Annotated in this window: 16 protein-coding genes; 13 read left to right on the top strand and 3 right to left on the bottom strand. The window is 57.1% G+C overall.

Annotated elements, in window-relative coordinates; translation table 11 throughout:
- Positions 1 to 51: 51 nt before the first annotated feature.
- Positions 52 to 1,854 carry an aminopeptidase P family protein gene (locus tag IEX44_RS02185; RefSeq protein ID WP_188688256.1) on the bottom strand — a complete coding sequence of 601 codons (1,803 nt, stop codon included), beginning with the start codon at positions 1,852 to 1,854 and terminating at the stop codon, positions 52 to 54.
- A 282-nt stretch (positions 1,855 to 2,136) separates the two neighbouring features.
- Here IEX44_RS02185 and IEX44_RS02180 point away from each other — a divergent pair, with 282 nt between their 5' ends.
- From IEX44_RS02180 to IEX44_RS02165, 4 genes are all read left to right on the top strand, one after another.
- Positions 2,137 to 3,012, top strand: a complete 876-nt coding sequence (locus IEX44_RS02180) for a DMT family transporter (protein ID WP_188688254.1) — start codon at positions 2,137 to 2,139, stop codon at positions 3,010 to 3,012.
- A 281-nt stretch (positions 3,013 to 3,293) separates the two neighbouring features.
- Positions 3,294 to 4,688 carry a glucuronate isomerase gene (gene uxaC, locus IEX44_RS02175; protein WP_188688252.1) on the top strand — a complete coding sequence of 465 codons (1,395 nt, stop codon included), beginning with the start codon at positions 3,294 to 3,296 and terminating at the stop codon, positions 4,686 to 4,688.
- A 74-nt stretch (positions 4,689 to 4,762) separates the two neighbouring features.
- Positions 4,763 to 6,364: a UxaA family hydrolase gene (locus IEX44_RS02170; protein ID WP_188688251.1), complete on the top strand. Its 1,602-nt coding sequence runs from the start codon at positions 4,763 to 4,765 to the stop codon at positions 6,362 to 6,364.
- Between the two features lie 12 nt (positions 6,365 to 6,376).
- Entirely contained in the window at positions 6,377 to 7,807 is a 1,431-nt protein-coding gene (locus IEX44_RS02165; RefSeq protein ID WP_188688249.1) for a tagaturonate reductase, read from the top strand.
- 219 nt (positions 7,808 to 8,026) lie between these two features.
- Here IEX44_RS02165 and IEX44_RS02160 read toward each other — a convergent pair whose 3' ends face one another.
- Together IEX44_RS02160 and IEX44_RS02155 are read right to left on the bottom strand one after the other, a co-directional pair.
- Complete coding sequence (locus IEX44_RS02160; protein WP_229678688.1) at positions 8,027 to 8,767, bottom strand: GntR family transcriptional regulator; 741 nt, start codon at positions 8,765 to 8,767, stop codon at positions 8,027 to 8,029.
- A 148-nt stretch (positions 8,768 to 8,915) separates the two neighbouring features.
- Positions 8,916 to 10,667, bottom strand: coding sequence for a GGDEF domain-containing protein (locus tag IEX44_RS02155; RefSeq protein WP_188688247.1), 1,752 nt, complete (start codon positions 10,665 to 10,667; stop codon positions 8,916 to 8,918).
- A 131-nt stretch (positions 10,668 to 10,798) separates the two neighbouring features.
- On the opposite strand from IEX44_RS02155, the gene IEX44_RS02150 reads away from it, so the two are divergent.
- The 9 genes from IEX44_RS02150 (at position 10,799) to IEX44_RS02110 (ending at position 24,282) form a co-directional block, all read left to right on the top strand.
- The gene (locus IEX44_RS02150) at positions 10,799 to 10,981 is read left to right on the top strand and encodes a hypothetical protein (RefSeq protein WP_188688246.1); all 183 of its coding nucleotides are present in this window, start codon (positions 10,799 to 10,801) and stop codon (positions 10,979 to 10,981) included.
- 174 nt (positions 10,982 to 11,155) lie between these two features.
- Entirely contained in the window at positions 11,156 to 12,958 is a 1,803-nt protein-coding gene (locus IEX44_RS02145; RefSeq protein ID WP_188688244.1) for a M61 family metallopeptidase, read from the top strand.
- A 147-nt stretch (positions 12,959 to 13,105) separates the two neighbouring features.
- On the top strand, positions 13,106 to 13,564 hold the full coding sequence (locus IEX44_RS02140) for an SEL1-like repeat protein (RefSeq protein WP_188688242.1): 459 nt from the start codon (positions 13,106 to 13,108) through the stop codon (positions 13,562 to 13,564).
- Positions 13,565 to 13,673: 109 nt separating this feature from the next.
- Positions 13,674 to 14,762: an iron-sulfur cluster carrier protein ApbC gene (apbC, locus tag IEX44_RS02135; protein ID WP_188688239.1), complete on the top strand. Its 1,089-nt coding sequence runs from the start codon at positions 13,674 to 13,676 to the stop codon at positions 14,760 to 14,762.
- A gap of 184 nt (positions 14,763 to 14,946) precedes the next feature.
- Positions 14,947 to 18,447: a chromosome segregation protein SMC gene (gene smc / locus IEX44_RS02130; protein WP_188688238.1), complete on the top strand. Its 3,501-nt coding sequence runs from the start codon at positions 14,947 to 14,949 to the stop codon at positions 18,445 to 18,447.
- A gap of 63 nt (positions 18,448 to 18,510) precedes the next feature.
- Complete coding sequence (locus tag IEX44_RS02125) at positions 18,511 to 19,689, top strand: cell division protein ZipA C-terminal FtsZ-binding domain-containing protein (protein ID WP_188688237.1); 1,179 nt, start codon at positions 18,511 to 18,513, stop codon at positions 19,687 to 19,689.
- A 70-nt stretch (positions 19,690 to 19,759) separates the two neighbouring features.
- Positions 19,760 to 22,141: an NAD-dependent DNA ligase LigA gene (gene ligA, locus IEX44_RS02120; RefSeq protein ID WP_188688235.1), complete on the top strand. Its 2,382-nt coding sequence runs from the start codon at positions 19,760 to 19,762 to the stop codon at positions 22,139 to 22,141.
- Between the two features lie 327 nt (positions 22,142 to 22,468).
- Positions 22,469 to 23,359, top strand: a complete 891-nt coding sequence (galU, locus tag IEX44_RS02115; protein WP_188690334.1) for a UTP--glucose-1-phosphate uridylyltransferase GalU — start codon at positions 22,469 to 22,471, stop codon at positions 23,357 to 23,359.
- Between the two features lie 179 nt (positions 23,360 to 23,538).
- Positions 23,539 to 24,282, top strand: a complete 744-nt coding sequence (locus IEX44_RS02110) for an S-methyl-5'-thioinosine phosphorylase (RefSeq protein ID WP_188688233.1) — start codon at positions 23,539 to 23,541, stop codon at positions 24,280 to 24,282.
- Positions 24,283 to 24,298 lie beyond the last annotated feature (16 nt).

The raw sequence follows: 24,298 nt of genomic DNA, 5'->3' as shown, positions 1-24,298 counted from the left end.
ACTCACCCGGATGGCCTGCTCATTGTCCGGCAATCCGCCCGCATCCTTCCGTTAGATGGCCTCAGTCCGTGCAAGCAGCCACTGGAGTGCGTCACCCGACACCAGCGGTTGCAGGCGTTCGCGCACCGTCGCGTGGTACCGGTTCAGCCAGTCGGCCTCGGGTTGCGTCAGCAGGCTGCGCTCAACGCAACGGGTGTCGATTGGGCAGAGGGTGAGGGTTTCGAATTCCAGGAAGTCGCCGAATTCGGTAGTCGGAGCAGGCTGATTGACCACCAGGTTTTCAATTCGGATGCCCCAACGGCCCGGACGATATACGCCTGGCTCAATCGACGTGATCATGCCTTGTTGCATGGCCGTGTCCGGGCCGGCTTCGCGGAAGTAGCCAATACTTTGCGGGCCTTCATGCACGTTCAGGAAGTAACCCACACCGTGGCCGGTGCCGTGGTTGTAGTCCACGCCTTCTGCCCACATGGGCGCGCGGGCAATGGCGTCGATCATGGCTGCACGGATAGCAACCGGGAAACGCGCGCGAGAGAGCGCAATCACGCCCTTGAGTACGATGGTGAAATCGCGACGATGATCCGCCGTGATCTGGCCAACCGGCACCACACGGGTGATATCTGTGGTGCCACCGGTGTACTGCCCCCCAGAGTCAATCAAGAGCAGTCCGTCCCCTTTGATGACCGAATGGGCTTCAGGCGTTGCGTGATAGTGCGGCAGCGCACCGTTCTGATTAAAGCCGGCAATGGTGCCAAAGCTGGCAGAAACAAACCCTGGCCGACGCGCACGTGCTGCGGTGATGCGGGTGTCGATATCCAGTTCTGTGATGTGTTCTTTGTTGAGTGCGCTATCGAGCCAGCTGAAAAACTCGCAAAGTGCCGCACCGTCTTGCGCCATTGCTTCGCGCACGTGGGCAATTTCATCCCCGGTTTTGCGGGATTTGAACAGTTGCGATGGATTGAGCTTTTCAATCAGACGTACGCTGGTCGGGATGGCGTTGATCAGACCCAGGGTGGTACGGGCCGGGTCGATCAATGCGGTACTGCCCGCAGGCAGGGCCGCCAGCGCGGCAGTGGCAGCGTCGTAAGCGGCAATGTCTACGCCGTCTTTGGCCAGCGTGGCTTTCAGTTCAGGAGTGACTTTGCGCGCATCAATGAATAGCGTGACCTTGTCTGCACCGATGAGCGCATGGGCGAGAAACACCGGGTTGTAGTCAACGTCAGCACCACGCAGATTGAAGATCCAGGCCAGGTCATCCAGAGTAGATACAAAGTGCCATTGCGCACCTGCCGCCTTCATGGCGTCACGCACCTGCGCCAGTTTGGTGGCTCGGGTCACGGCGGCGTATGGGGCAAGATGTTCGTAAACGGCCGCTTGCGGCAGGGTCGGGCGATCAGACCAGATTTCGCTCAGCAGATCTTTGTCGGTATCCAGTTTGATGCCACTGGTTTGCAGCGTGCTGGCGGTAGCACGGGCGGACGAAAGACTCAACACATCGCCATCCGCACCAGCGCGGGCGCCTTGCTTGAGATTGGCGGCCAACCAGTCCACGTGGGGCTGGGCCTGACCACTCAATAGTTTCATCAGTTTGACGCCGGTGCCATCTAGTTGTGCTTCGGCTTGTTCCCAATAACGACCATCTACCCAGACCCCCGCGAAATCATCGGTCACGACCAGCGTACCCACTGAGCCGGTAAAACCGGATGCCCATTTGCGGCCTTGCCAGTAGTCCGGCAGGTATTCAGACAAATGTGGGTCGGCGGAAGGAATGATCCAGGCGTCGAACTGATTGCGGCGCATGGCTGCACGCAAATCGGCAACGCGTTGCTGGATGGTCTGGCGGGCATCACTCATCGGGTGTTTCTCCGAAATATTCATTAAAGGTGTGCCGACGGGGTAGTGCCGGCACACGCACTGCGTGGGGTGCTTCAATCGGGGTGATCGCCAGCCAGGTGCATTGGCTGTATCTGTAGCGCAACATTCAAACTGTGGCTGGCTTCTCTTTCTATATATGCGTTCAATGGCGGCACGGCTTTTGCCCGTGGCCGACGCATAATCTTTCTATTTTCCACCCTGTTTGCGGGGCTGTCACCGCCGTCTTGATCGGCGCACTTGCCCGTATGGAGTTGTTGAATCATGAATGCCATTGAATTGGTGGTGCTAGCGGCCATATGGGGGGCGTCTTTTCTGTTCATGCGCATGGGGTCGGCCGAGTTCGGCCCCGTGCCTTTGATTGCCCTGCGAGTGGGCATTGCAGCTTTGGTGCTGTTGCCGGTGATTACCGCAGCAAGTTCGCGCCAGCATTTGCGTAGCCACTGGAAACCCCTATTGATTGTGGGACTGACCAATTCGGCGCTGCCATTTTGTTTGTTCGCGTATTCCACGCTCTATGTAAATGCCGGACTGGACTCCATCCTCAATGCCACCACGCCGCTCTGGGGTGCACTGGTTGCCTTTGTCTGGCTGAAAGTCAGCCTGACACGTGATCAGGTTCTGGGCATGGTACTGGGGCTGGCCGGGGTGTTGATTCTTGTATGGAACCAATTGGGTGCAGGGCAGGGAACGCAGACTCTGGCCGTGCTGGCGGTGTTGGTGGCTACGCTGTCATACGGTTTTGCCGGTCATTATTCCCGCCGCAATCTGGTCGGCCTGGCGCCACCACTTACGGCGTGGGCCAGTCAGTTTTTCTCAGCTCTGGTGTTATTACCGGGTGCGCTGTACTGGTGGCCGCAACATGCCGTGTCGACAACCGCCTGGTGGGCGGTCATCGCTCTTGGCGTGATGTGTACGGGGCTGGCTTATGTGTTGTATTTCCGCCTGATTGCGCATGCCGGTGCCAGTTACGCCATGTCTGTGACGTTTTTGATCCCGGTGTTTGGCGTGGCGTGGGGGGCATTGTTTCTTCATGAGGCGATCGGCATGCAGACCGTGACCGGGTGCCTGGTCATTCTACTGGGCACCGCGCTGGCTACCGGCAAGCTGCAACTCATTCAACGATTGCGAGCGGTGTAGCAGTTTTTGGCCAATAACATATTCATGGTCGGCGGCAAGGGTAAAAAGGGCGGATTTCTTCCGCCCTTTTTACGTTGTTAACCCTTGGTTTTCCTTTTTGTGAAGGTTTCTTGACGTATGGCAACCGTAGCGCGGTATCAAGTCACTACAAAGTGCTTGCGCAGCTAATATATCAGCGCTCATAATCCTGATATATCAGATCAATAACCCCTCTGAATCTGCAAGAAATCAGGGGGATGCGCTTCACACACACCGTAAAAAGGCTAGGAGGTTGTACCGCAATGGCTGCTTTCATGGACAAAGATTTCCTGCTTGATACCGCAACGGCCCGTCGTCTTTATCATGACGTGGCGGCGGATCTGCCGATCATTGATTACCACTCGCACTTGCAACAAGGCGAAATTGCCAGCCGCAAGCAGTTTCGCAATGTGGCAGAGCTGTGGCTGGGTGGCGATCACTACAAGTGGCGACTGATGCGCAGTTCTGGCGTGACCGAGGATTTCATCACCGGTACCCGCAGTGACGAAGAAAAATTCCGTGCCTTCTGCAAGGTGCTGCCACATGCCATTGGCAACCCTATTTATCACTGGAGCCATCTGGAACTGCGTCGCATTTTTGGCATTGATCTGTTGATCAATGAAAAGAATGCTGGCCGCATCTGGGAAGAGGCCAATGCCAAACTGGCACCGATGGATACCTGGTCGCTGCTGGAACAAGCGAAGGTTGAAATCGCATGTACGACGGATGACCCTGCAGACGATTTGCTGCAGCACCAGGAAATTGCCAAATCCGCCCTCAAGACCCGAGTGCTGCCTGCGTATCGCCCCGATAAAGCCATGCGCATCAATAATCCGGGCTTTGTTGATTACCTGGCCCGTCTTGGCAATGTGGCGGGTGCAAAGGTTGATTCCTTTGCCAGCCTGATCGCGGCCCTGGCGGCTCGTGTGGCGTTCTTCCATCAGCAGGGCGCGCGTATCAGCGATCACGCGGTGGATGTGGCCTTGCCTGTTGTCGCCGCGACCGAACAACAACTTGAAGCACTGTTCCAGAAGCGCGTTGGTGGCAGCCTGCTGTCTGACGCTGAACTGGGCCAGTATGTGCGCGGCATCCTGACCGCCATGGGGCGTGTTTACGCCAGTCACGGTTGGTCGATGTGTCTGCACATTGGCGCACAACGCAACAACAACACGCGCATGCTCAACACGTTGGGTGCAGATACCGGTTACGACTCTATTTCTGACATGAGTTGCAGTGCGGGTCTTGCATCCATGCTGGACGTGCTCGATAGCACGGATGAACTGCCCAAGACCATGCTGTTCTGCCTTAACCCGAACATGAACGAGATTCTCTCCACCATGATCGGTAACTTCCAGGGTGGCGGCGTCACCGGCAAGCTGCAGTTTGGCCCGGCCTGGTGGTTCAACGATCACAAGGAAGGCAACCTGCAACAGTTTGTCACGCTGGCCAACCACGGCGTCCTGGGTACCTCGGTCGGCATGGTGACTGACTCCCGCAGCTTTGCCTCGTATCCGCGTCATGACTACTACCGTCGTCTGCTGTGCCGTCAACTGGGCCAGTGGGTCGAGGGCGGCGAGTACCCGGCAGATGAACCGGCGCTGGAACAGATCGTACGTGATGTCTGCTACGAAAACGCCAAGCGTTACTTCGGCCTCTGATCCAGACGTATTACATGTAATCCCACCGGCTGTCCGCCTTTGCGGGTGGCCGGTTCACGAAGACACTGGCTACCATGCAAAAAACGCTTTGTATCCACCCGGATGACGACATGCTTGTCGCGCTGACTGATCTGGCCTCGGGCGAGATCGTCAGCTGGGAAAACGAATCCATTCTTGTCACCACACCGGTGGCCGCCAAGCACAAATTGGCGCGCCGGGCCTTTGCCAAGGGCGAGTTGCTGCGCTTGTACGGTGTGCCTGTCGGCCGTGCCATGCAGGATATTCGCCGTGGTGAAGCGGTCACGACCGAAAACCTGGAACACTACGCTGCGGATGTGGAAATCACCCAGACCGCACCGTATACCTGGACTCCGCCTGATATGTCCAGCTGGCAGGGCGCCACCTTTCCTGGCGTGGTGCGCGCAGACGGCCGTATTGGTACAGCCAATTACTGGCTGATTTTCCCGCTGGTGTTCTGTGAAAACCGCAATGTGGAACACCTGCGCAATGCGCTGGAACAACCATTGGGTTACGCCACCAACGATCTGGCTGCCTATACGTTGTCTTTGCTGGGTGAAGACATGGAAGCGCCAGCACAAGCTGTGACGCGACCGTTCCCCAATGTAGATGGCGTGCGCATCATTACGCATGCTGGCGGCTGTGGGGGGACGCGGGCCGATGCACGCTCGCTGTGTAAAGTACTGTCTGCCTATGCAGATCACCCTAACGTGGCCGGTATTACCGTGTTCAGCCTGGGCTGTCAGAACGCCCAGATCAAGATGTTCAAGGAAGAACTGGCCAAGGTAAACGCCAACTTCGATAAACCCTGTCTGATTTTTGAACAACAGCAGTGGGATAGCGAAGAGGCCATGATGAAATCAGTACTGCAAGATACCCTCAAGGGGATCAAGGCAGCCAACGAGATCAAACGTACGCCGGTTCCGCTTTCTGCGCTCAAGATCGGCGTGAAATGTGGTGGCTCCGACGGGTTCTCTGGCATTTCTGCCAACCCGACCATGGGCCTGGTGTCAGACATGGTTGTTGCCATGGGTGGTGCGTCGATTCTGGCGGAGTTCCCAGAGCTGTGTGGCGTGGAAGCCAGTCTGATCGAGCGTTGCGAAAATGACGACGACAAGCGTCGCTTCCTGGGCATGATGCGCGATTTTGAAGCAAAGGCGCAGGCTGTGGGTACCAGTTTCGCCGCCAACCCCAGCCCCGGCAATATTCGTGACGGTTTGATCACTGATGCCATCAAGTCAGCTGGTGCTGCCAAGAAGGGCGGCACTTCGCCGATCGTCTCTGTGCTTGATTACGGTGAAAACGCCAGCAAGCCAGGCTTGTCCCTTCTGTGTACACCGGGTGGGGATGTCGAATCCGTGACGGGCATCGTGGCTTCCGGCGCCAATGTGGTGCTGTTCTCCACTGGCCTCGGTACGCCGACTGGCAACCCTATCGTGCCGGTACTCAAGATTGCCACCAACACCAAAACTGCAACCAAGCTCAAAGACATGATCGACTTTGATTGCGGCCCGGTGGTGGAAGGCAAACCCTTGCCGGAAGTGGCCGAAGACCTCTTCAAGATGGTAGTTGAGACAGCAGGGGGCCAGTACAAAGCCAAGGCGGATCGTCTGCAACAGTACGACTTTATTTTCTGGAAACGGGATATCTCCCTTTAAGAGCCCAATATCATGCAGACATTACAGAGGGAAACGCCGTTCAATCGCCCGATCCGCTTCTTGCAGTTTGGTGAAGGTAATTTTCTGCGTGCGTTTGTTGACTGGCAGATTGACCTGCTCAACGAGCGCACAGGACTTAACGCCGGTGTCGTGATCGTGCGTCCACGTGGTAATCCTTCGCTGCCCTTGCTGGATGTGCAGGGCGGGGTGTTTACCACGCTGATCCGCGGGCTGGATGAATCTGGTCATCCGGTCAAAACCTACCGCAAGATCGAGTGCGTCGAGCGCGAGATCGATCTGGGTCAGAACTACGCGCAATATCTGGCCCTGGCTGCCAACCCGGATCTGCGCTTTGTGGTGTCCAACACCACAGAGGCTGGTATTGCGACCAATGAGACCGACCGCTTTGATGATGCGCCGCCAAGTACATTTCCGGCCAAGCTGACCCGCTTTTTGTTTGAGCGTTTTACCCGTTTTGCCGGGGCCGCAGACAAAGGACTGGTGCTGTTGCCGTGCGAACTGATCGATTACAACGGTGATGCGCTCAGGGCTGCGGTGTTGCACTTTGCCGCCATGTGGCAACTCGGCGAGCGCTTCGAAGCCTGGCTCAATGGCGCATGTACTTTCTGCTCCACGCTGGTTGACCGCATCGTGACCGGTTACCCGCAAGCGGAAATGGCGCAAATTGAAGAAGAACTGGGGTATCGCGACCAGTTTCTGGTTACTGCTGAATACTTTTATCTCTTTGTGATCCAGGGCCCGCAGTGGTTGGCCAAAGAACTCAAGCTGGACGGCGCCGGTCTGAATATCCGTCTGGTTGACGACATTACGCCGTACAAACAGCGCAAAGTGGGTGTCCTGAACGGCGGTCACACTGTACTGGTACCGGTGGCATTGCTGGCTGGCCAGCAAGAGGTCGGTGAGGCGGTGGCCGATCCGGTGGTGGGGCCATTCTTGCTGGATGTACTTAACGAAGAAATCATTCCGGCCTTGCCGCTGGAACGGGCGGAGCTTGATCCGTTTGCTGCTGACGTATTGCGGCGCTTCCGTAATCCGTACATTCATCACCGCCTGGAGTCGATTGCGCTTAACAGCTGGAGTAAATACGCTGCCCGTGTTTTACCGCAGTTGTTGCAATACCAGCGAAGCACCGGCAAGTTGCCACGCCACTTGTTGATCGCTCTTGCTGCGACCATGGTGCTGTATCGCGGCAAGCTCTTCAAACTATCGGACGATCCGGCCTGGCTGGCGTGGTTCGATAGCGCGTGGGCCAGGGTGGATGCGGGTCAGTGGTCTGTACAGCAGATGGCGACGGAGTGGCTGGGTAATATTGCGCTGTGGGGGCAGGACCTGAACGGGGTTGCCGGATTGACCGCCGGGCTGGGTGAAATTCTGGCCGAGATTGAATCACAAGGTATTGCTGCCCTGATATCTCGTAGTTGATTTTGCCGTATTTGCGCAAAAGTAAATGCTGATAAACCCGCCATTGCAACTCCAATTGTAATGGCGGGTTAAACGATTTATCTATTGTTGTTTGCACCGGTAAATGGTTTCTGCAGAAAGCGTGCGGTGTCTTTTTTGCTTTTTCTTACGGCCAGTCGCAATAAAAAAGCCCGCTATTCGCGGGCTTTTTTTCGTGTCCAATTGGCGATTTTCCAATCATCAGCCGTGTGTGTTTTTATGTTCTGGCAAGTGCTGGATAAAAAACTCTGGCTGCAGTGTTCTGGCCACTTCCAGTACCGGCAGCACGTGATCCAGATGTGAACGCATGGCAGCAACGGCAGAAGCAGGTTCGCCTTTGGCAATAGCATTGACCACATCCACGTGCTCATCGACCACGTGTTCCATGCGTCCCGGCAAAGGCAGAGTCAAGCGACGATACCGGTCGATCTGGGTCTTGGCTTGCAAAATGATCGGCCACACGCCTGGGTGGCCTGAAAGCTCTGCCAGCGCAGCGTGAAATGCTTCATCCGTCTGGTGAAAACCACGGGTGTCACCGGCTTCGGCGTATTGCCGCTGGGCGGCCAGAATGCCACGTAATACCTCGACACCCTCTGCCGAGATCCGCTTGGCAGCTTCTTCCACAATGGCGATTTCCAGCGCGGTACGCACCAGCATGGCTTCTTCGAGCGCATCCAGCGGGATCCGCGCTACAAATGTACCCACGCGCGGCATGATTTCCACGAGACCTTCTTCGGCCAGTCGCTGTACTGCCTCGTGCACTGGCGTACGGCTGGTACCATGTTCCGCAGCGATATCACGCTCAACGATACGAGTGCCCGGGGGCATGGACATTTCTACAATACGCATGCGCAAATCCAGATAAACCCTGCGCGATGCACTCAGTGCAGCGTCCTGACTGTTGCCGGCTTCCAGTTCTTGCAGTTTTTCCTTGGTATTCATTGACCCAGCTCTGCGCTGATTAGCGTTAAAGGCGTTGTTGGAGTTATGTCTGGCAATTATTTTTGTTTTACCGTTTGACGTCAATCATCAAATCACTGTCAGCGATAATTAATCTGATTTGAATTGCTCGCCCATTTTTCAGCCGGATTTACTGTGGCTGTTCGCTGGATGTACCAATCACCAGATTTCTGCCTTGCTGCTTGGCTTCATATAAATGACGATCAGCCGCGAGAACCAGCTTTTCCAGGGTGTCACACTGTTGATCCAGTACTGCAAATCCCACGCTGACAGTCAGGCGAATCGGCCGTTCATCTACAACGGCTAGCGTGGCCTGGGCAATATCAAGGCGAATCCGCTCCAGGATATCTCGCGTGTTTTCAGTGTTGGCGTCGGCCAGCAGGAATATGAATTCTTCGCCACCATAACGTGCAAACAGGTCTGAACTGCGCAACTTGAGCCTGGAATGCCGGCTGACAGCGCGGATGACTGCATCACCAACGTCGTGGCCCCAGGTATCGTTGACTTGTTTGAAATGATCCAGATCAAGTAGCGCCACGCTGCACACGCCGGCACGGCGCCGGGTCTGATTGACGGTGATGGCTGCGGTGGACTGAAACGCGCGGCGGTTAAGGGCGCCAGTCAAAAAGTCGGTCGTGGCGGCTTCATGTAATTCGGCAATCAGCGCTTCGCGTTCCACCTGCAAAACCTGGCGGGCGCGGCTGTTATCACGCAATACGGCGATGGCGCTGAGGACATCGCCGATTTCATCGCTACGCGCTGGTTGAGGAACTGGTGTATCAAGCCTGCCGGCCGCCAGCGCCTTGATGATATCGGCCGAGGTCGTCAGTGCATTCAGCAAGCGATAACCGAAGATGCACAGCGGCACAATCAGCAGCAAGGCCAGCATGGCAGTCAGCAACGCTAGCCACACCAGGCGATCGCGTGCTTCAGTTTGTGCTGCCATGGCCTGTCTGGCGGCTTGCAGCAAGAGTGCATCGCGCACATCCAGAATGGGGTTCATGGTGGGGACATAGCGGGCAGCGAACTCACCCGTCGTCATTTGCGGTACGACATCCGCATGCCAGGTCACCAGCACCTGATTGACCAGAGTCTGACCGTCACCAAAATAATGCTGATTCATCTGCGCGACAGCACCTGTGATATTCGGGTTGTCAGCGCAACAACGGGCAACGCGGTTGTTTACCAGCATCCGCATGATGTCGATATGCCCGACAATGCGTTCGATGGATTCGACGGTCTGCCGTGTCAGTGGCTCTTGCCTGATCAAGGCGCGCGTAAATTGCGACCCCAACTGGCCTGCCTGTTCACGTAGTTCGGCGGCAGCACGTGCCGCAACCATCAGATCGTTGAGCGTGTTGCCATGTTGCTCGGCCGCGGCCGAAATACGTGCAGAAAGCGGGGAGGCCAGCGTGGCAACAGAAATCATGGTCGACACGGCGTCGTCAATGGTCTCGCCGGGTCGCTGTGCAACGGGCATGGCGGCCACGGCGTTGACCTTGCGCCGGCCTGTTTGCAGATCATCCTGTAGTTGCAGCAGGGCATTGATCATGGCTGCGCGATTGGCATCATCATCCAGCGCTTGCAGATTAATCAGCAAGGCATGAATTGCCGTATCGCTACGTGCTCTTGCAGTGGCCAGGGCTGCTGCCTGTGTAGCCGCTGCCGGCAACGGAGCGCCCATGATGGCATTGGCCGGCCCACGCTCTCGCGAGACCATTTCGAACACCTTGAGCGCCAGTTGGGCTCGTTCTACATCACCCACCGCGCGGCGGTTTTGCGCGTATTCCGTCCATTGCTTGTGGGCCAGCCAACCCAACAGGGTAGCCAGCGTCAGTGTCCACGCAGTGATGTACAGAACGAAACGGGTCTTGATACGCATGGTTTCGACACGGTGTCTTGCGTTTTTTATTAAAAGCACACTGCCTTGTAGCGACAAAGGGGAACATGCTGCCTCCCCATGAGTCCATCGTGGGTGTTGGCAGGGCAAACTGCAAATCCAGTGAGGCGCAAATGGTACAAAAACCTGATCGCGAAGCAGAAGAACTCGATTATCCCGACCAACGTGCGGCCAGAAAGCAACAGCAATTGCTTGATGCTGCACGACGTCAGCATGGACAACCGGAGCACGAAGGGGAGGCGGCAGACCCGCAACCCAAGCGCGAAGAGGGGCCGCAGGGCCTGCCCCGGCCCTGAATATGCGACAATCAAGCCCCCGCTGGTGCGGGGGCTTTTCATTGCCCGGTTGAATGGCTTGCCACCCATGCCATGTCGGGGCATTGTTCTGCCTGACTGGAATTTGTTGCAGCGGTAACCACCCATAAGGTTGTCTATCCCTGCCTGACTGAACCCCTCTGAAAGAGCCTCTCAATGCCGCACTATCGCATTAAGCCCGCCGATCTCAAGGCCCATTATTTTGATGTCACGCTGTCGATCGATAAACCCGACGCCAATGGTCAGACAGTGTGGTTACCGGTCTGGATTCCAGGCAGTTATCTGATCCGGGAATTTGCGCGCAATATCATTGAGATCAGCGCTTCCAGTAAAGGCAAACCAGTCACCCTGACCAAGCTGGATAAACATGGCTGGCAGGCCGAACCCATCAAAGGCAAGCTGGAGATCAACTACCGGATCTATGCCTGGGACTTGTCAGTACGTGGTGCCTATCTGGATGAAACGCGCGGTTTCTTCAATGGTACAAGCACGTTCCTGGCGGTAAAGGGCCAGGAGCATCAACCGTGCACGGTGGAGTTGCTGGCGCCCGCGGGTGAACAATGGCATGTGGCGACCAGTCTGCCGCTGGACGGGGCGCGCGCCGGCGAGTTCGGGCTGTACAAGGCTGCCGATTACGATGAATTGATCGACCACCCGGTTGAAATGGGCCATTTCAGCGACATCCGTTTCAAAGCCTGTGGCGTGCCGCATGAAGTGGTCATTGCAGGTCGGCACCGTACCGACATGAAGCGCTTGAAGCGTGATTTGAAAAAGATTTGCGAATACCAGATCAAACTGTTTGGCGAACCCGCTCCATTTGATCGCTATGTATTTATGAGCATGGTCACCGGCGATGGTTATGGTGGCCTGGAGCACCGTGCTTCCACGGCGCTGATGGTCAGCCGGGATGATTTGCCGCTGGCTCATGAAACGGCCGTCAAAGCCGGATACCGTCAGTATCTGGGCCTGTGCAGCCATGAGTATTTTCATACCTGGAACGTCAAGCGTATCAAGCCGGCTGCGTATGCGCCGTATGATCTGTACAGCGAAAACTACACACGCTTGCTGTGGGCCTTCGAGGGAATTACCTCTTATTACGACGATCTCACACTAGTGCGTACCGGCCTGATTACCGAACAGGAATACTTTGATCTGCTGGCGCAAACGTTGACTGGTGTGGAGCGTGGGGCCGGGCGCAAGCGCCAGAATCTGGAAGAGGCCAGCCTGGATGCATGGGTCAAGTACTACCGGCAAGACGAAAACAGCCCGAATGTGATCGTCAGTTACTACACCAAGGGCGCACTGGCTGCGTTGTGTCTGGATTTGACAATCCGTCTGCGCAGCAAGGGCAAGAAGAGCCTGGATGACGTGATGCGCGCGCTGTGGCAGCGGTTCGGTAAGGACTTCTACAGCAACCAGGGCGGCCAGGGTGTCGGTGAAGCTGAATGGGAGCAGATCGCCAGCGAAGTAGCCGGTTTTGATCTTCAAGCTTTTTTTGAGCAAGCGCTGCGTACTACCCAGGATTTGCCTGTGGCCAGCTTGCTGGCACAGTTTGGCGTCCAGACCCAGTTGCGCGTCACGGCCGGTGGCGCTGACAAGGGCGGCTGGAAAGACATTGCTGCGCCAGGCAACAGCATTGGCGCACGTGTGGCGGGCGAAGCGGGTGGTGTTAAATTGACCCACGTGCTTGATGGTGGCGCTGCGCAGCAAGCGGGCCTTGCCGCTGGTGACGTACTGATCGCGCTAAATGGCCTGCGTGTCTCTGCGGGAAATCTGGATACAACACTGGGTAGTTACGCGGCGGGTTCTGCAGTCGAAATCCATGCGTTCCGGCGCGACGAATTGCACGTTCGCCAATTGACAATTCAGACCGCTGGCCAGGACACATGGGGCCTGCGGGCAGCGCAAGATGCGGATACTGCTGCGGTGGCGGCCCGCAAGGCCTGGCTGGAAAGCTGATAATCGCTGGTAACCGTCAATAACCCAAAAGCCCGGCCACCCGCCGGGCTTTTTGTTGCCAGTTTTTTTTCAGGCTTTACTGATATCGGTTTTGATATGACCAATCAATAATTCTCGAATTCTCAAAATTCATTGACGGGTCTTCAGATGAGTCAGTCAGCCCACCATCGTGATCACACTTTTGTTTTGCAACACAATTTCAATCGCGCCGCACAGATGATGAAAAGCGGCGACCCGAATCTTCAGCGCCAGGCCATCTTGATATTGCAGCAACTGGCTGAGCAGGGGCTGGCCCGGGCGGCCTACAACGTTGGTATCGCCCACTTGCGTGGTTTTCATGTAGAGCGCAGCAACGCGCTCGCGGCCCAGTATCTTTCGCGCGCCGCTGAAGCCGCTTATCAGAAAGCCTTCTACCCCCTCGCGCGACTGATTCTGGATGACACACTGCCTCAGTGGAAAGACATGCCGTCTGATTTGCGTCGCTTCAAATCAGCTGGCTGGTTCTGGCGTGCCGCGCAAGCGGGGGATACCAACGCGTTAGCCGCACTCAGACAGCCCTGGGTGCCGGCTATTTTCAACACCCTGGGGCGAGGCCTGTACCGCTAAGTCGGCCTTCTGCACGGCAGGGCTTGATTTTGTCTGGGTGGGCCACAATCTGCGGTAAGATCAGCAAGGGCATTCAGCCCTTTTTCCACGCTTTCTGCCGCCCGATACCATGCCCGATCTGCAAGCCATCCAGCACATTCTCAGCCAGACCATTGACCCCAATACTGGCAAGGATTACCAATCCTCGCGCGGGGTGAAGAACCTCAAATTCGAAAACGGACTGGTCAGTTTTGACCTGGTGCTGGGTTATCCAGCCAGGAGCCAGCACGAGGTCATTCGCCAACAACTTGATACTGCCCTCAAAGCCGTAGCAGGGGTGACCGGTTCTGATATCCGCATCAGTACACAAGTGGTGGCGCATGCTGCGCAGCGCGGCCTGCAACTGCATCAGGGCGTGCGCAATATGATCGCCGTGGCCAGTGGCAAGGGCGGTGTTGGCAAATCCACCACTGCGGTCAACCTGGCACTTGCACTGGCCGCTGAGGGCGCCAAAGTAGGGTTGCTGGATGCCGATATCTACGGCCCGTCACAGCCGACGATGATGGGTGTGGCAGATCAGCAGCCCAGCTCGCCAGACAATAAACACATTGAGCCCATTGTTAACTACGGCGTGCAGACGATGTCGATCGGCTTCCTGATCGATACCGAGCAGCCTATGGTCTGGCGTGGCCCAATGGTGACTCAAGCGTTGACGCAGCTCCTGAATGACACGCTCTGGAACGACCTCGATTACCTGATTATCGATCTGCCGCCAGGCACCGGCGATATCCAGCTTACGCTGTCGCAGAAAGTGCCGCTCACCGGCGCAGTCATCGTTACCACGCCACAAGACATTGCTTTGCTGGATGCCCGCAAAGGCTTGAAGATGTTTGAAAAAGTCGGCGTGCCCATCCTGGGTATCGTCGAAAACATGAGCGTGCATATTTGCAGCAACTGCGGTCATGCCGAGCCCATTTTTGGCGAGGGCGGCGGTGCGGCCATGTGCAAGGATTACGGCGTGGAATTGCTGGGACAGTTGCCGCTGGATTTGTCGATCCGTCTGGGTGCAGATGCCGGCAAACCGAGCGTTGTGGCTGATCCGGACAGCGCCATTTCCAATACGTATAAAGAGGTGGCCCGCAAACTGGCTGCCCGTGTGGCGATCAAGGCGCAGGATTTTTCTGCGAAGTTCCCCAAGATCGTGATTCAAAACGACTAATCGTCGAACCCAAAACTGCGGGTTGCGTTGCATCCGGTTCCAGTCCGGTTGTTTTATTGTTGCCGCAGAGCGTTGATTGCACAGGGTGTCGCGCCGTTGCGACGCCTTGCTGCATCGTGCACCCCTAAGCGCACCCCGCATTGCGCTACAATCGGCGCTTTCGCAACCGCTGGCAGTCCCCTCAGTGCGTCTTACCCACATCAAGCTGGCTGGCTTCAAATCGTTTGTTGATCCGTCGACCATTCATGTCGCCGGGCAACTGGTGGCCGTCTGCGGGCCCAATGGTTGCGGTAAATCCAATGTGATCGATGCCGTGCGCTGGGTGCTGGGCGAGTCTTCTGCCAAGCAATTGCGCGGCGAGTCCATGCAAGACGTCATCTTTAACGGTTCGGGCTCGCGTAAACCCGTCGGCCGGGCGTCGGTGGAGTTGGTGTTCGACAATAGCGCTGGTCTGGCTGCGGGTCAGTGGAGCCAGTACGCCGAGATTTCCATCAAGCGCGTCCTCACACGCCAGGGCGAGTCGTCCTACTACATCAATCAACTGCCGGTGCGTCGCCGCGATATTACCGATCTATTCCTGGGTACCGGGGTTGGCAAGGGTGGATACGCAATCATTGAGCAGGGGATGATTTCGCGCATTATTGAAGCGCGCCCTGAAGAACTACGGCACTTTCTGGAAGAGGCCGCAGGCGTTTCCAAATACAAAGAGCGTCGCCGTGAGACCGAAACCCGCCTTGCAGATACGCGCGACAACCTTGATCGCGTCGATGATATCCGCCAGGAATTGACGGGCCAGATTACCAAACTCGAGTCTCAGGCTGAGATAGCGGCCCAGTACAACAACCTGAAAGACACCATCACCGAGAAGCAAAACCTGCTGGCCTTGCAACGCAAGCTGGATGCCGCGCGCGATGTAGAAAACACGCGGCGCGATATTGAGGCTGCACAGAACGGGCTGGAAGCACGCCTGGCCGATTTACGTGCAGTGGAAGCGGCGCTGGAAGTGCTGCGTGAAACGCATTTCAGCGCCAGTGATGCGGTCCATGCGGCGCAGGGTGAGTTGTATGATGCCAATGCAGCGGTCGCTCGCCTGGAGCAGCAATTGTTGCATCTGCGGCAGAATCGTGACCGGATTAGCAATGATCTGGATGCTGCCAAGGCTGAGCTCGCCCGCATTGACCAGAATGGTCGTCAGGGCGAAGCCGAGCGCGAGGACTGGCTGCAACGGCAGGAAGATGCCGGCATGGCGGCCGAAGAAGCCACATTGGCACTGGAAGACGAAACGCAGCGCCTGCCAGAGTTGGAACAGTCGCTCAAAGAAATGGGCGAGCGTTTTCAGCAAACCCGCGACCAGTTGGCCCAGGCGCGCAATACGCTGCAACTGACACAACAACAAACCCAGCATCACGTCCGTACCTGTGAAGCGCTCAAGGCGCGTCGCGATCGGCTGCAGCAAGATCTTTCCCGGTTGACGCAGGAGGGCGACGGCGAACAATTGCATAACCTGCGGCTGTTGCTGGAAGAATCTGCGTTGAATCTGGAAACCGCACAACTGGCACTCGATGAAGACGAATCCGCGCTGGAAGCAGCTCGGCAAACCCTGGATGACGCTGCTGTAGAACGCGATACCCGGACCCGCCAGCGCAGTGAATTGCAGGCACGCATCAACGCACTGGAAAGCCTGCCCAAACCTGCCGATGACAAAGCGCTGGCCGTGTGGTTGGCTGAACAGGGTTTGCAATCGGCGCCACAGTTGTATGAGTCGCTACGCATCGCCGGTGGCTGGGAAAAGGCTGTGGAAGCGGTCCTCGGTCAGCGCATGCAAGCGCGGGCGGTTTCGGCCTTGCCGGGTTCTACGCCACCCGCCGCGTTTGCTTTGATTCAGCCAGTCTCAGCGGCTCCATCGACAGCAAATATCGCACTGCCGCGCTTACTGGATCACGTTCAGACTGCAGATGCTGCGTTGAGCCCGGTTCTGGCTGACCTGCTTGGGGCCGTGTGGTGTCTTGAAGACGTGACTCAGTGGTCTGCTGTCCGTGGCCAATTGCCAATGGCAGGGCTTGTCGTGACCAGGGATGGTCATTGTGGCGACCGGCAAAGCCTGCGCTTTCACGCTGCCCAGGGCGTGGTTGCCAACCTGGTGGCCCAGCGTCAGGCACTCGAAGAAGCTTTGCATGCATTTGAACTGGGCGAGCCAGCCTGGCAAGCCGCAGTGGCAAGTCATGACACCGCTCAGCGTGCGTTGAGTGACATCGAACAACGATTGCGGCAACAGCGTGCCACTTTGGTCCGGCTGCAAGCTGAAGCGGCTGATTTGACGCGCCAAAGCGCACGGCTTGAAGAGGCGGATGCCCAGCGTGTGCGTCAGTCCGCACAGTGGCAAGAAGAACTGGAAACCATCCAGCTTCAGCTAGAAGAAGAAATCTACGCAGCCCAGGAAACCGAAACGGCTCACCAGGACGCGCAAGCAGCGCTAGAACCACTGCAAGAAGAGCTGGATGCGCAAAAGCTGGCTCGGGCAGAGGCAGAATCCGCGTGTGAGCTACAGCGTAGCCGCTTGCGTCAGGCCGAGCGTATGGCGCAGGAAACCCGCTTTGCCGTTCAGGCAGCGCAAACGCGTCTTGCCGATATGTCACGCAGGGATGAAGACCTCCAGCATCGTCGCGAACTGGTGGCTGAGCGACTGGAATCGCTCACGCTGGAGCTGGAAGAGATTCATGAAGGTGATTTCGACGTTGGTTTTCAGGATGCGATCAACCTGCGTGGCGAAAAAGAACGCGCGCTGGCCGCCGCGCGCGATGCACTCAATGGCTTTGCCCAACAAATGCGGGACAACGAGGCAGAGAAACAACGCATTGAGGCGGGTATGGAGCCCGCGCGAGAGGCGGTCAACACTGCGCGCCTGAAAGAGCAGGAAGCGCGTCTGGCTCTGGAGCGATTTGCCGAAGAGCTGCAGGAGGCCGGCGCAGACGAAGCCGCGCTGCGTGAAAAACTGGGCGCAGGCGTGAAGATATCCACGCTGGCGGCAGAGATTGGTCGACTGAGCCAGGCGCTGAGTAATCTGGGTTCGGTCAACCTGGCGGCGCTTGAAGAGTTGAATACAGCACGCGAGCGTCAGCAGTACCTTGATGCCCAGGCCGGCGACCTGGCCGCAGCAGTAGAAACACTGGAAAATGCCATTCGCCGCATCGACCGGGAAACGCGTGCTTTGCTGCAGGAAACTTATGACACAGTCAACGGTAACCTGCAGGAGCTGTTTCCCTTGCTGTTTGGTGGTGGCCACGCCGAACTCATGCTGACGGGAGATGAGATTCTTGACGCTGGCCTGACCATTCTGGCGCAGCCACCGGGCAAAAAGAACAGTACCATCCACTTGTTATCGGGTGGCGAGAAAGCACTGACGGCGTTAAGTCTGGTATTCTCGCTGTTCCGGCTTAATCCGGCGCCTTTCTGTCTGCTGGATGAAGTTGACGCGCCGCTGGATGACGCCAATACACTGCGATTCTGCGAATTGGTCAAAAAGATGGCCGAACGCACGCAATTCCTCTATATCAGTCACAACCGGCTGACCATGGAGATGGCGGCACAGCTTGTTGGCGTTACCATGCAGGAACAAGGGGTTTCGCGTGTGGTTGCGGTGGATATCGAAACCGCATTGTCCATGCGTGAGGCCGCAACCGTTTGATGAATTTGCCGCCTTTCCCGTGGAACGGGGTAGGGGCCAACACGATAAATACAGCCAGGAATCATGACTGATTTGCAACTTGGTTCGCTGATTGCTGGCGGCGCCATCGTCGCCGCCGTCTACGCATTCAACTGGTGGCAGGAACACCGCTACCGCAAACAGGCCGCCAAAGCCTTCGCCCGTAACCAGCCAGACGTGCTACTTGAAACGCCGCAAAACGTGGTGCGCAAGGGCGATAACCAACGGTTGGAGCCCGCGCTCAACACGCCCGCTGCCAAAACGGGTGACATGCGGGAAGAACCCGTTCTGGCTGGCCATACCGTGGGCGAAGTCTTCCAGGAAGAGGAGCCTGCTACTACTGATGAACCAGCATGGGCATCGCCCGCATCAGTGGTGCCGCGCCCGCAACCTGCAGCTCAATCTGCACCACAATCTGCTACCTCTGACGAAGACGCTGAGACCAGCTTGCTTGATCCCGCTTTTGATTTCATTGCTGAAGTGCACGCTGGGGTCGATATCCCGGCTGGCGACGTGCCGCCGTTCCCGGCGGCCAAGCGTGTGCGCGTGATCGGTCTGAATGAAGCGGGACAGTGGCAAACCGTTTACGGCAGCACCGGCAACGCTTTCAGTGAGCTGCGTATTGGTCTGCAACTGGTTGATCGTCAGGGTGCGCTCACCCAGGAGCAACTCAATGGTTTTTGCATGGCCGTGCAGCAGTTTGCTGATGAACACGAAGCCTCTGTAACTTTCCCGCAGCGTTCGGCCAAGCTGGCAACTGCAGCGCAACTGGACGAATTCTGCGCCTCGGTAGATGTCATGATCGGTCTGAATGTCATGGCAACCGGCAACCCGTTGCCCATGGAAAAAGTACGCGTGCTGGCCGAGCATGCCGGCCTTGTGAAAGCGCCGGATGGCTCCTTCCAGTATCGCAGTGACAGTGGTAAAACCTTGTTTTCGTTGACCAATCACGATCAGACGCCATTTGGCACGACCTCCGAAGGCATTACGCTGCTGTTCGATGTGCCACGTGCTGCGGGCGGTCTGTCTGTATTTGAATATGTCTGCCAGTTTGCCATTCAGTTATGCACCCAACTTGGCGCCACACTGGTTGATGACAACGGCAAACCGCTGACCAATGCCAGTTTGACCAATATTCATGACCAGTTGGGCCAGATCTACGCGCAGATGGATGAACAAGGTATTGAGCCTGGTTCGCCAGCAGCCTTGCGTTTGTTTGCCTGATAGCCGATATCAAGATTGACCGCAATACACGGGGTCATATGGCCCCGTGCCAGCGCTGACGGACAGCATCATGACCCAGCTTACCGAACAGGCGGCGCAACTGCGCCGCCTTTTGCATCAATATGCCCACGAATACTACGTGCTCGACAACCCGACTGTGCCGGATGCCGAGTACGACCGCCTGTTCCGCCAACTGCAAGCGCTGGAAATGGCTCACCCTGAACTGATCACGCTGGATTCCCCTACCCAGCGAGTCGGTGGTGCGCCGTTGCCGGAGTTCGCCGCCGTGGCGCACCGTGTGCCGATGCTCTCGCTCAATAATGCGTTTGAGGACGAAGACGTCGAATCTTTCGACCGACGCGTGCGTGAGGGCCTGGGCATTAACGAAGTCTTCTATGACGTTGGTCCCAAGTTTGATGGTCTGGCTATGTCGCTGACCTATGAAAACGGCGTACTGGTGCAAGCCGCCACCCGCGGTGACGGGGCTACTGGCGAAGATGTCACCCGCAACGTGCGTACCATCAACGCTATCCCGTTGCGTTTGCAGCAAAAGGAAGGCGTGCCATTCCCGACGTTGCTGGAAGTGCGCGGCGAAGTGCTGATGTTCAAGAAAGACTTTGATCGCCTCAACGAAGACCAGGTGGCCAAAGGCCAGAAGACGTTTGCCAACCCGCGCAATGCGGCAGCCGGTTCGCTCCGGCAGCTGGACTCGCGGATTACCGCATCTCGCCGCCTGGCATTTTTTGCCTATGGCATCGCCACTTGCGAAGGGGCGCCACTGCCGGCGACGCAATCGGCAGTCATGGACTGGTATGCCGAGCTGGGTTTGCCGGTATGCAAAGAGCGTGATCGCGTTCAAGGTGCACAAGGTTTGCTGGCCTATTACCAGCGCATTGGCGAAAAGCGTCCGGGCCTGCCTTACGAGATTGACGGCGTGGTGTACAAAGTCGACAGCTTTGCCCAACAGGAAGAATTGGGGTTTGTCTCCCGCGCACCGCGTTGGGCTATTGCTCACAAGTACCCGGCGCAAGAGGCCTTGACGGTTGTCGATGCCATTGACGTGCAAGTAGGCCGGACTGGTGCGATTACGCCAGTGGCCCGGCTGCAGCCGGTATTTGTTGGTGGCGTTACGGTCACCAATGCAACGCTGCATAACGAAGACGAAGTGCGCCGCAAAGATGTGCGCGTTGGCGATACTGTTGTTGTGCGGCGTGCTGGCGATGTCATTCCGGAAGTGGTCAGCGTAGTGCTGGAACGCCGGCCGATGGTTGAGCAACCGGGGGGTGATCTCTTCAACCCGCAGCAAGTCCCGCGTGAACCGGCTTATAGCCTGCCCAAAACCTGTCCGGTATGCGGTTCACACGTGGTACGTGAAGAAGGCGAGGCCATTGCACGCTGCTCTGGAGGGTTGTTCTGCTCGGCGCAGCGTAAAGAAGCGATCTGGCATTTTGCCGGGCGGCGGGCAATGGATATTGATGGCCTTGGTGGCCGGTATATCGACAACCTGGTGGAACTGGATTACGTCCATGGCGTAGCCGATCTTTATCGGCTCAAGCTGGATGACTTTCTGGAGATGAAACGCCGTGCGGATGAGCGCGATGGCGTCACCCCGGAAACCGTCGCGCAAGGCAAGGTCGCCACCAAATGGGCAGAAAATCTGCTTGAAGCCATTGAGGCCAGCAAGAACCCGCCTTTGGCGCGGCTACTGTTTGCATTGGGTGTGCGCCACGTCGGCGAATCTACCGCCAAAACCCTGGCAGACTGGTTGGGTTCACTGGCATTTGTGCGCCACGCCCCCGCGGCGGTATTGCGCGTGTTGCCGGATATCGGCGGTACGGTAGCAGATTCGATTGCGGATTTTTTTGCGGAACCCAAAAACCAGAAAGCGCTGGATGATCTGCTCGATGCCGGCGTACAGCCAGTGGCTGAGCACGCACCCAATCCATCGCTGCGAGAAAAGCTGGAAACCGCTTCGTTGCTGGCCGCGCTGGAAATCCCCAGGCTGACAGCAACCCGCGCGAAGCAACTGGTGGCGATTTTTCCGAGCGTGGTGGATCTGGCGCACGCCGATCCCGGCAAGCTGGCCGCGCTGCCGGCAGATATCGCAACCAGCGTGCAGCAATGGCTGGCGGACGACGGCAACAAGACGCATCTGGCAGAACTGGATGCATGGTGCACGACCTTGCTGACCGCGTTGCCAGAAGAATCCGAGGTGGTGCAGGGGGTGTTTACCGGAAAAACATTTGTATTGACCGGCACCTTGCCCACGCTGTCGCGAGATGATGCCAAGGCACTGATCGAGGCGCAGGGTGGCAAGGTGAGTGGCAGTGTCTCGAAGAAAACCGATGTGGTTGTCGCTGGTGCAGAAGCAGGCTCCAAACTGGCCAAAGCAGAAGAGCTGGGTGTTGCGATCTGGGATGAGGCCCAGCTGCTTGCCGCCTTGCCTGGCTGATCTACCTGCAATGCGACTGACCCGTTCGTCAGTGTTTGTCCCGCATTGCAACCATCCATCCGCTGATGTTTATTTAATTAAACAATTATCGAGAAACTTCTTTTCTTGACTTGCCTGTTTAATTGTCTGAACATTGATGCTATGCACAAATCAGAAGCCATTCGCTTGTTCGGTTCGCAAACGCGTCTTGCCGATTCGCTCGGACTGGGGCGTTCCGCGGTCTCGCAATGGCCGGACGAACTGCATCAGCGCCAGGCTGATCAGGTCATGGGTGCGGCACTGCGTCTGGGTTTGTTGGATTCGGGACATCAAAGTAAAGGGATCGGTATGCAGAAAATTCGTAAGGCAGTATTCCCGGTAGCCGGGATGGGGACACGTTTCTTGCCGGCGACCAAAGCCAGCCCTAAAGAAATGATGTCCATCGTGGACAAACCACTGATCCAGTATGCGGTAGAAGAAGCGCTGGCCGCCGGGATCACTGAAATGATCTTCATCACGGGCCGCAACAAGCGTTCCATTGAAGACCATTTCGATAAAGCCTATGAGCTTGAAAGCGAACTGGCCGCCAAGAACAAACAAAAGCTGCTGGATATCGTGCAAGGGATTCTGCCCAAGGGCGTCACCTGCGTGTATATCCGTCAGCCCGAAGCGCTGGGCCTGGGACATGCCGTACTGTGCGCCCGGCCCGCCGTGGGTGATGAGCCGTTTGCCGTGATTCTGGCGGATGACCTGATTGATGGCCGCTCTTCTGAGCTCAAACTGATGGTCAATCTGTTTGATGACACCCATTGCTCCGTGCTGGGCGTTGAAGAGGTCCCGCATGAAGACACAGGCTCTTACGGCATTGTGGAAGTGGCGGAATCACAAGGTGGCCGCCTCAAGATCAACTCAATTGTTGAAAAACCCAAGCCAGAAGAAGCGCCGTCCAACCTCGCTGTGGTCGGTCGCTATGTGCTGACGCCGCGTATTTTCCACCATCTGCAAAGCGTGCAGCCAGGCAAAGGTGGGGAAATCCAGCTCACGGATGGCATCTTTGCATTGATGCAGGAACAACACGTGTTGGCGCATACGCTGAAGGGTACGCGTTACGATTGTGGTTCCAAGTTCGGCTTCCTCAAGGCGACCTACGAACTGGGCCTCAAGCACCCGGAAGTGGGCGAAGAATTTGCCGCTTACGTGCGTGAGCGCTGCGGGATTAACGGCAAGCAGGCTGCTTGAGGTGCGTATAACAGACGCAGTGGCGTAAAAACTTTTGGTGTGGATTCAAAGACAAAGGGGCTTGCGATCGCGCAGCCCCTTTTTCTCGTTTAGTAATTGCGGTCAGATGCCGATATGATGCAAGAATCGAATGGCATATAACGCGCCCCGGCGTACCCGCCAGGCCAGGAGGACAATGCATGCTTGCCCTGATTGGGGGAACCGGCGCGGGTCAGCCGGCGAATTTGCAAGTCACGCGCAGACTGGTGGTGCGCACTCCTTATGGTGATCCATCTGGCGCACTGACTTTTGGCGAGGTAGCGGGACGCCCGGTGGTCTTTATTGCACGTCACGGCTACGGTCACACCATTCCGCCACACTTGATCAACTACCGCGCCAACATCTGGGCGCTCACCCAGCAATCGGTTACCCATATCGTGGCGATTGCCTCGGTCGGCGGCATTCGGGCCGATATGGGGCCGGGGGTGTTGGTGGTGCCCGATCAGATTATTGACTACACCTGGGGTAGAAAGCAGACCATGTTTGAGGTCGGCGAACACCCGGTTACTCATGTCGATTTCACCGAACCCTATTCCAATGATCTACGTTCGGCTTTGCTGGATGCTGCGCAGCAAAGCCGCGTGAGCGTCGTTGATGGCGGCACCTATGCCTGTACTCAAGGCCCACGGCTTGAAACAGCCGCTGAAATCAGGCGCATCCAGCGGGATGGCGGCGATATGGTGGGGATGACCGGCATGCCTGAGGCCGTGCTGGCGCGCGAAGCAGGCGTGCCCTATGCGGCGTTGGCCGTGGTATCCAATTGGGCGGCCGGGCAGCAAGATAGCGAGCGAGGCGTGGTTTTCAGCGCGGCTAGCGGTGTTTTTGAGGCCGCCATGATGAGAGCTAATTCCGTACTTGAAGCCCTGGTGCAAACCGGGGCGTGAATGAAGGAAAACACAG

Source organism: Silvimonas amylolytica (genome assembly GCF_014645555.1).
GTDB lineage: Bacteria > Pseudomonadota > Gammaproteobacteria > Burkholderiales > Chitinibacteraceae > Silvimonas > Silvimonas amylolytica.
Note: the sequence above shows the minus strand (reverse complement) of the source record. Positions and strands in the feature narration are given on the sequence as shown.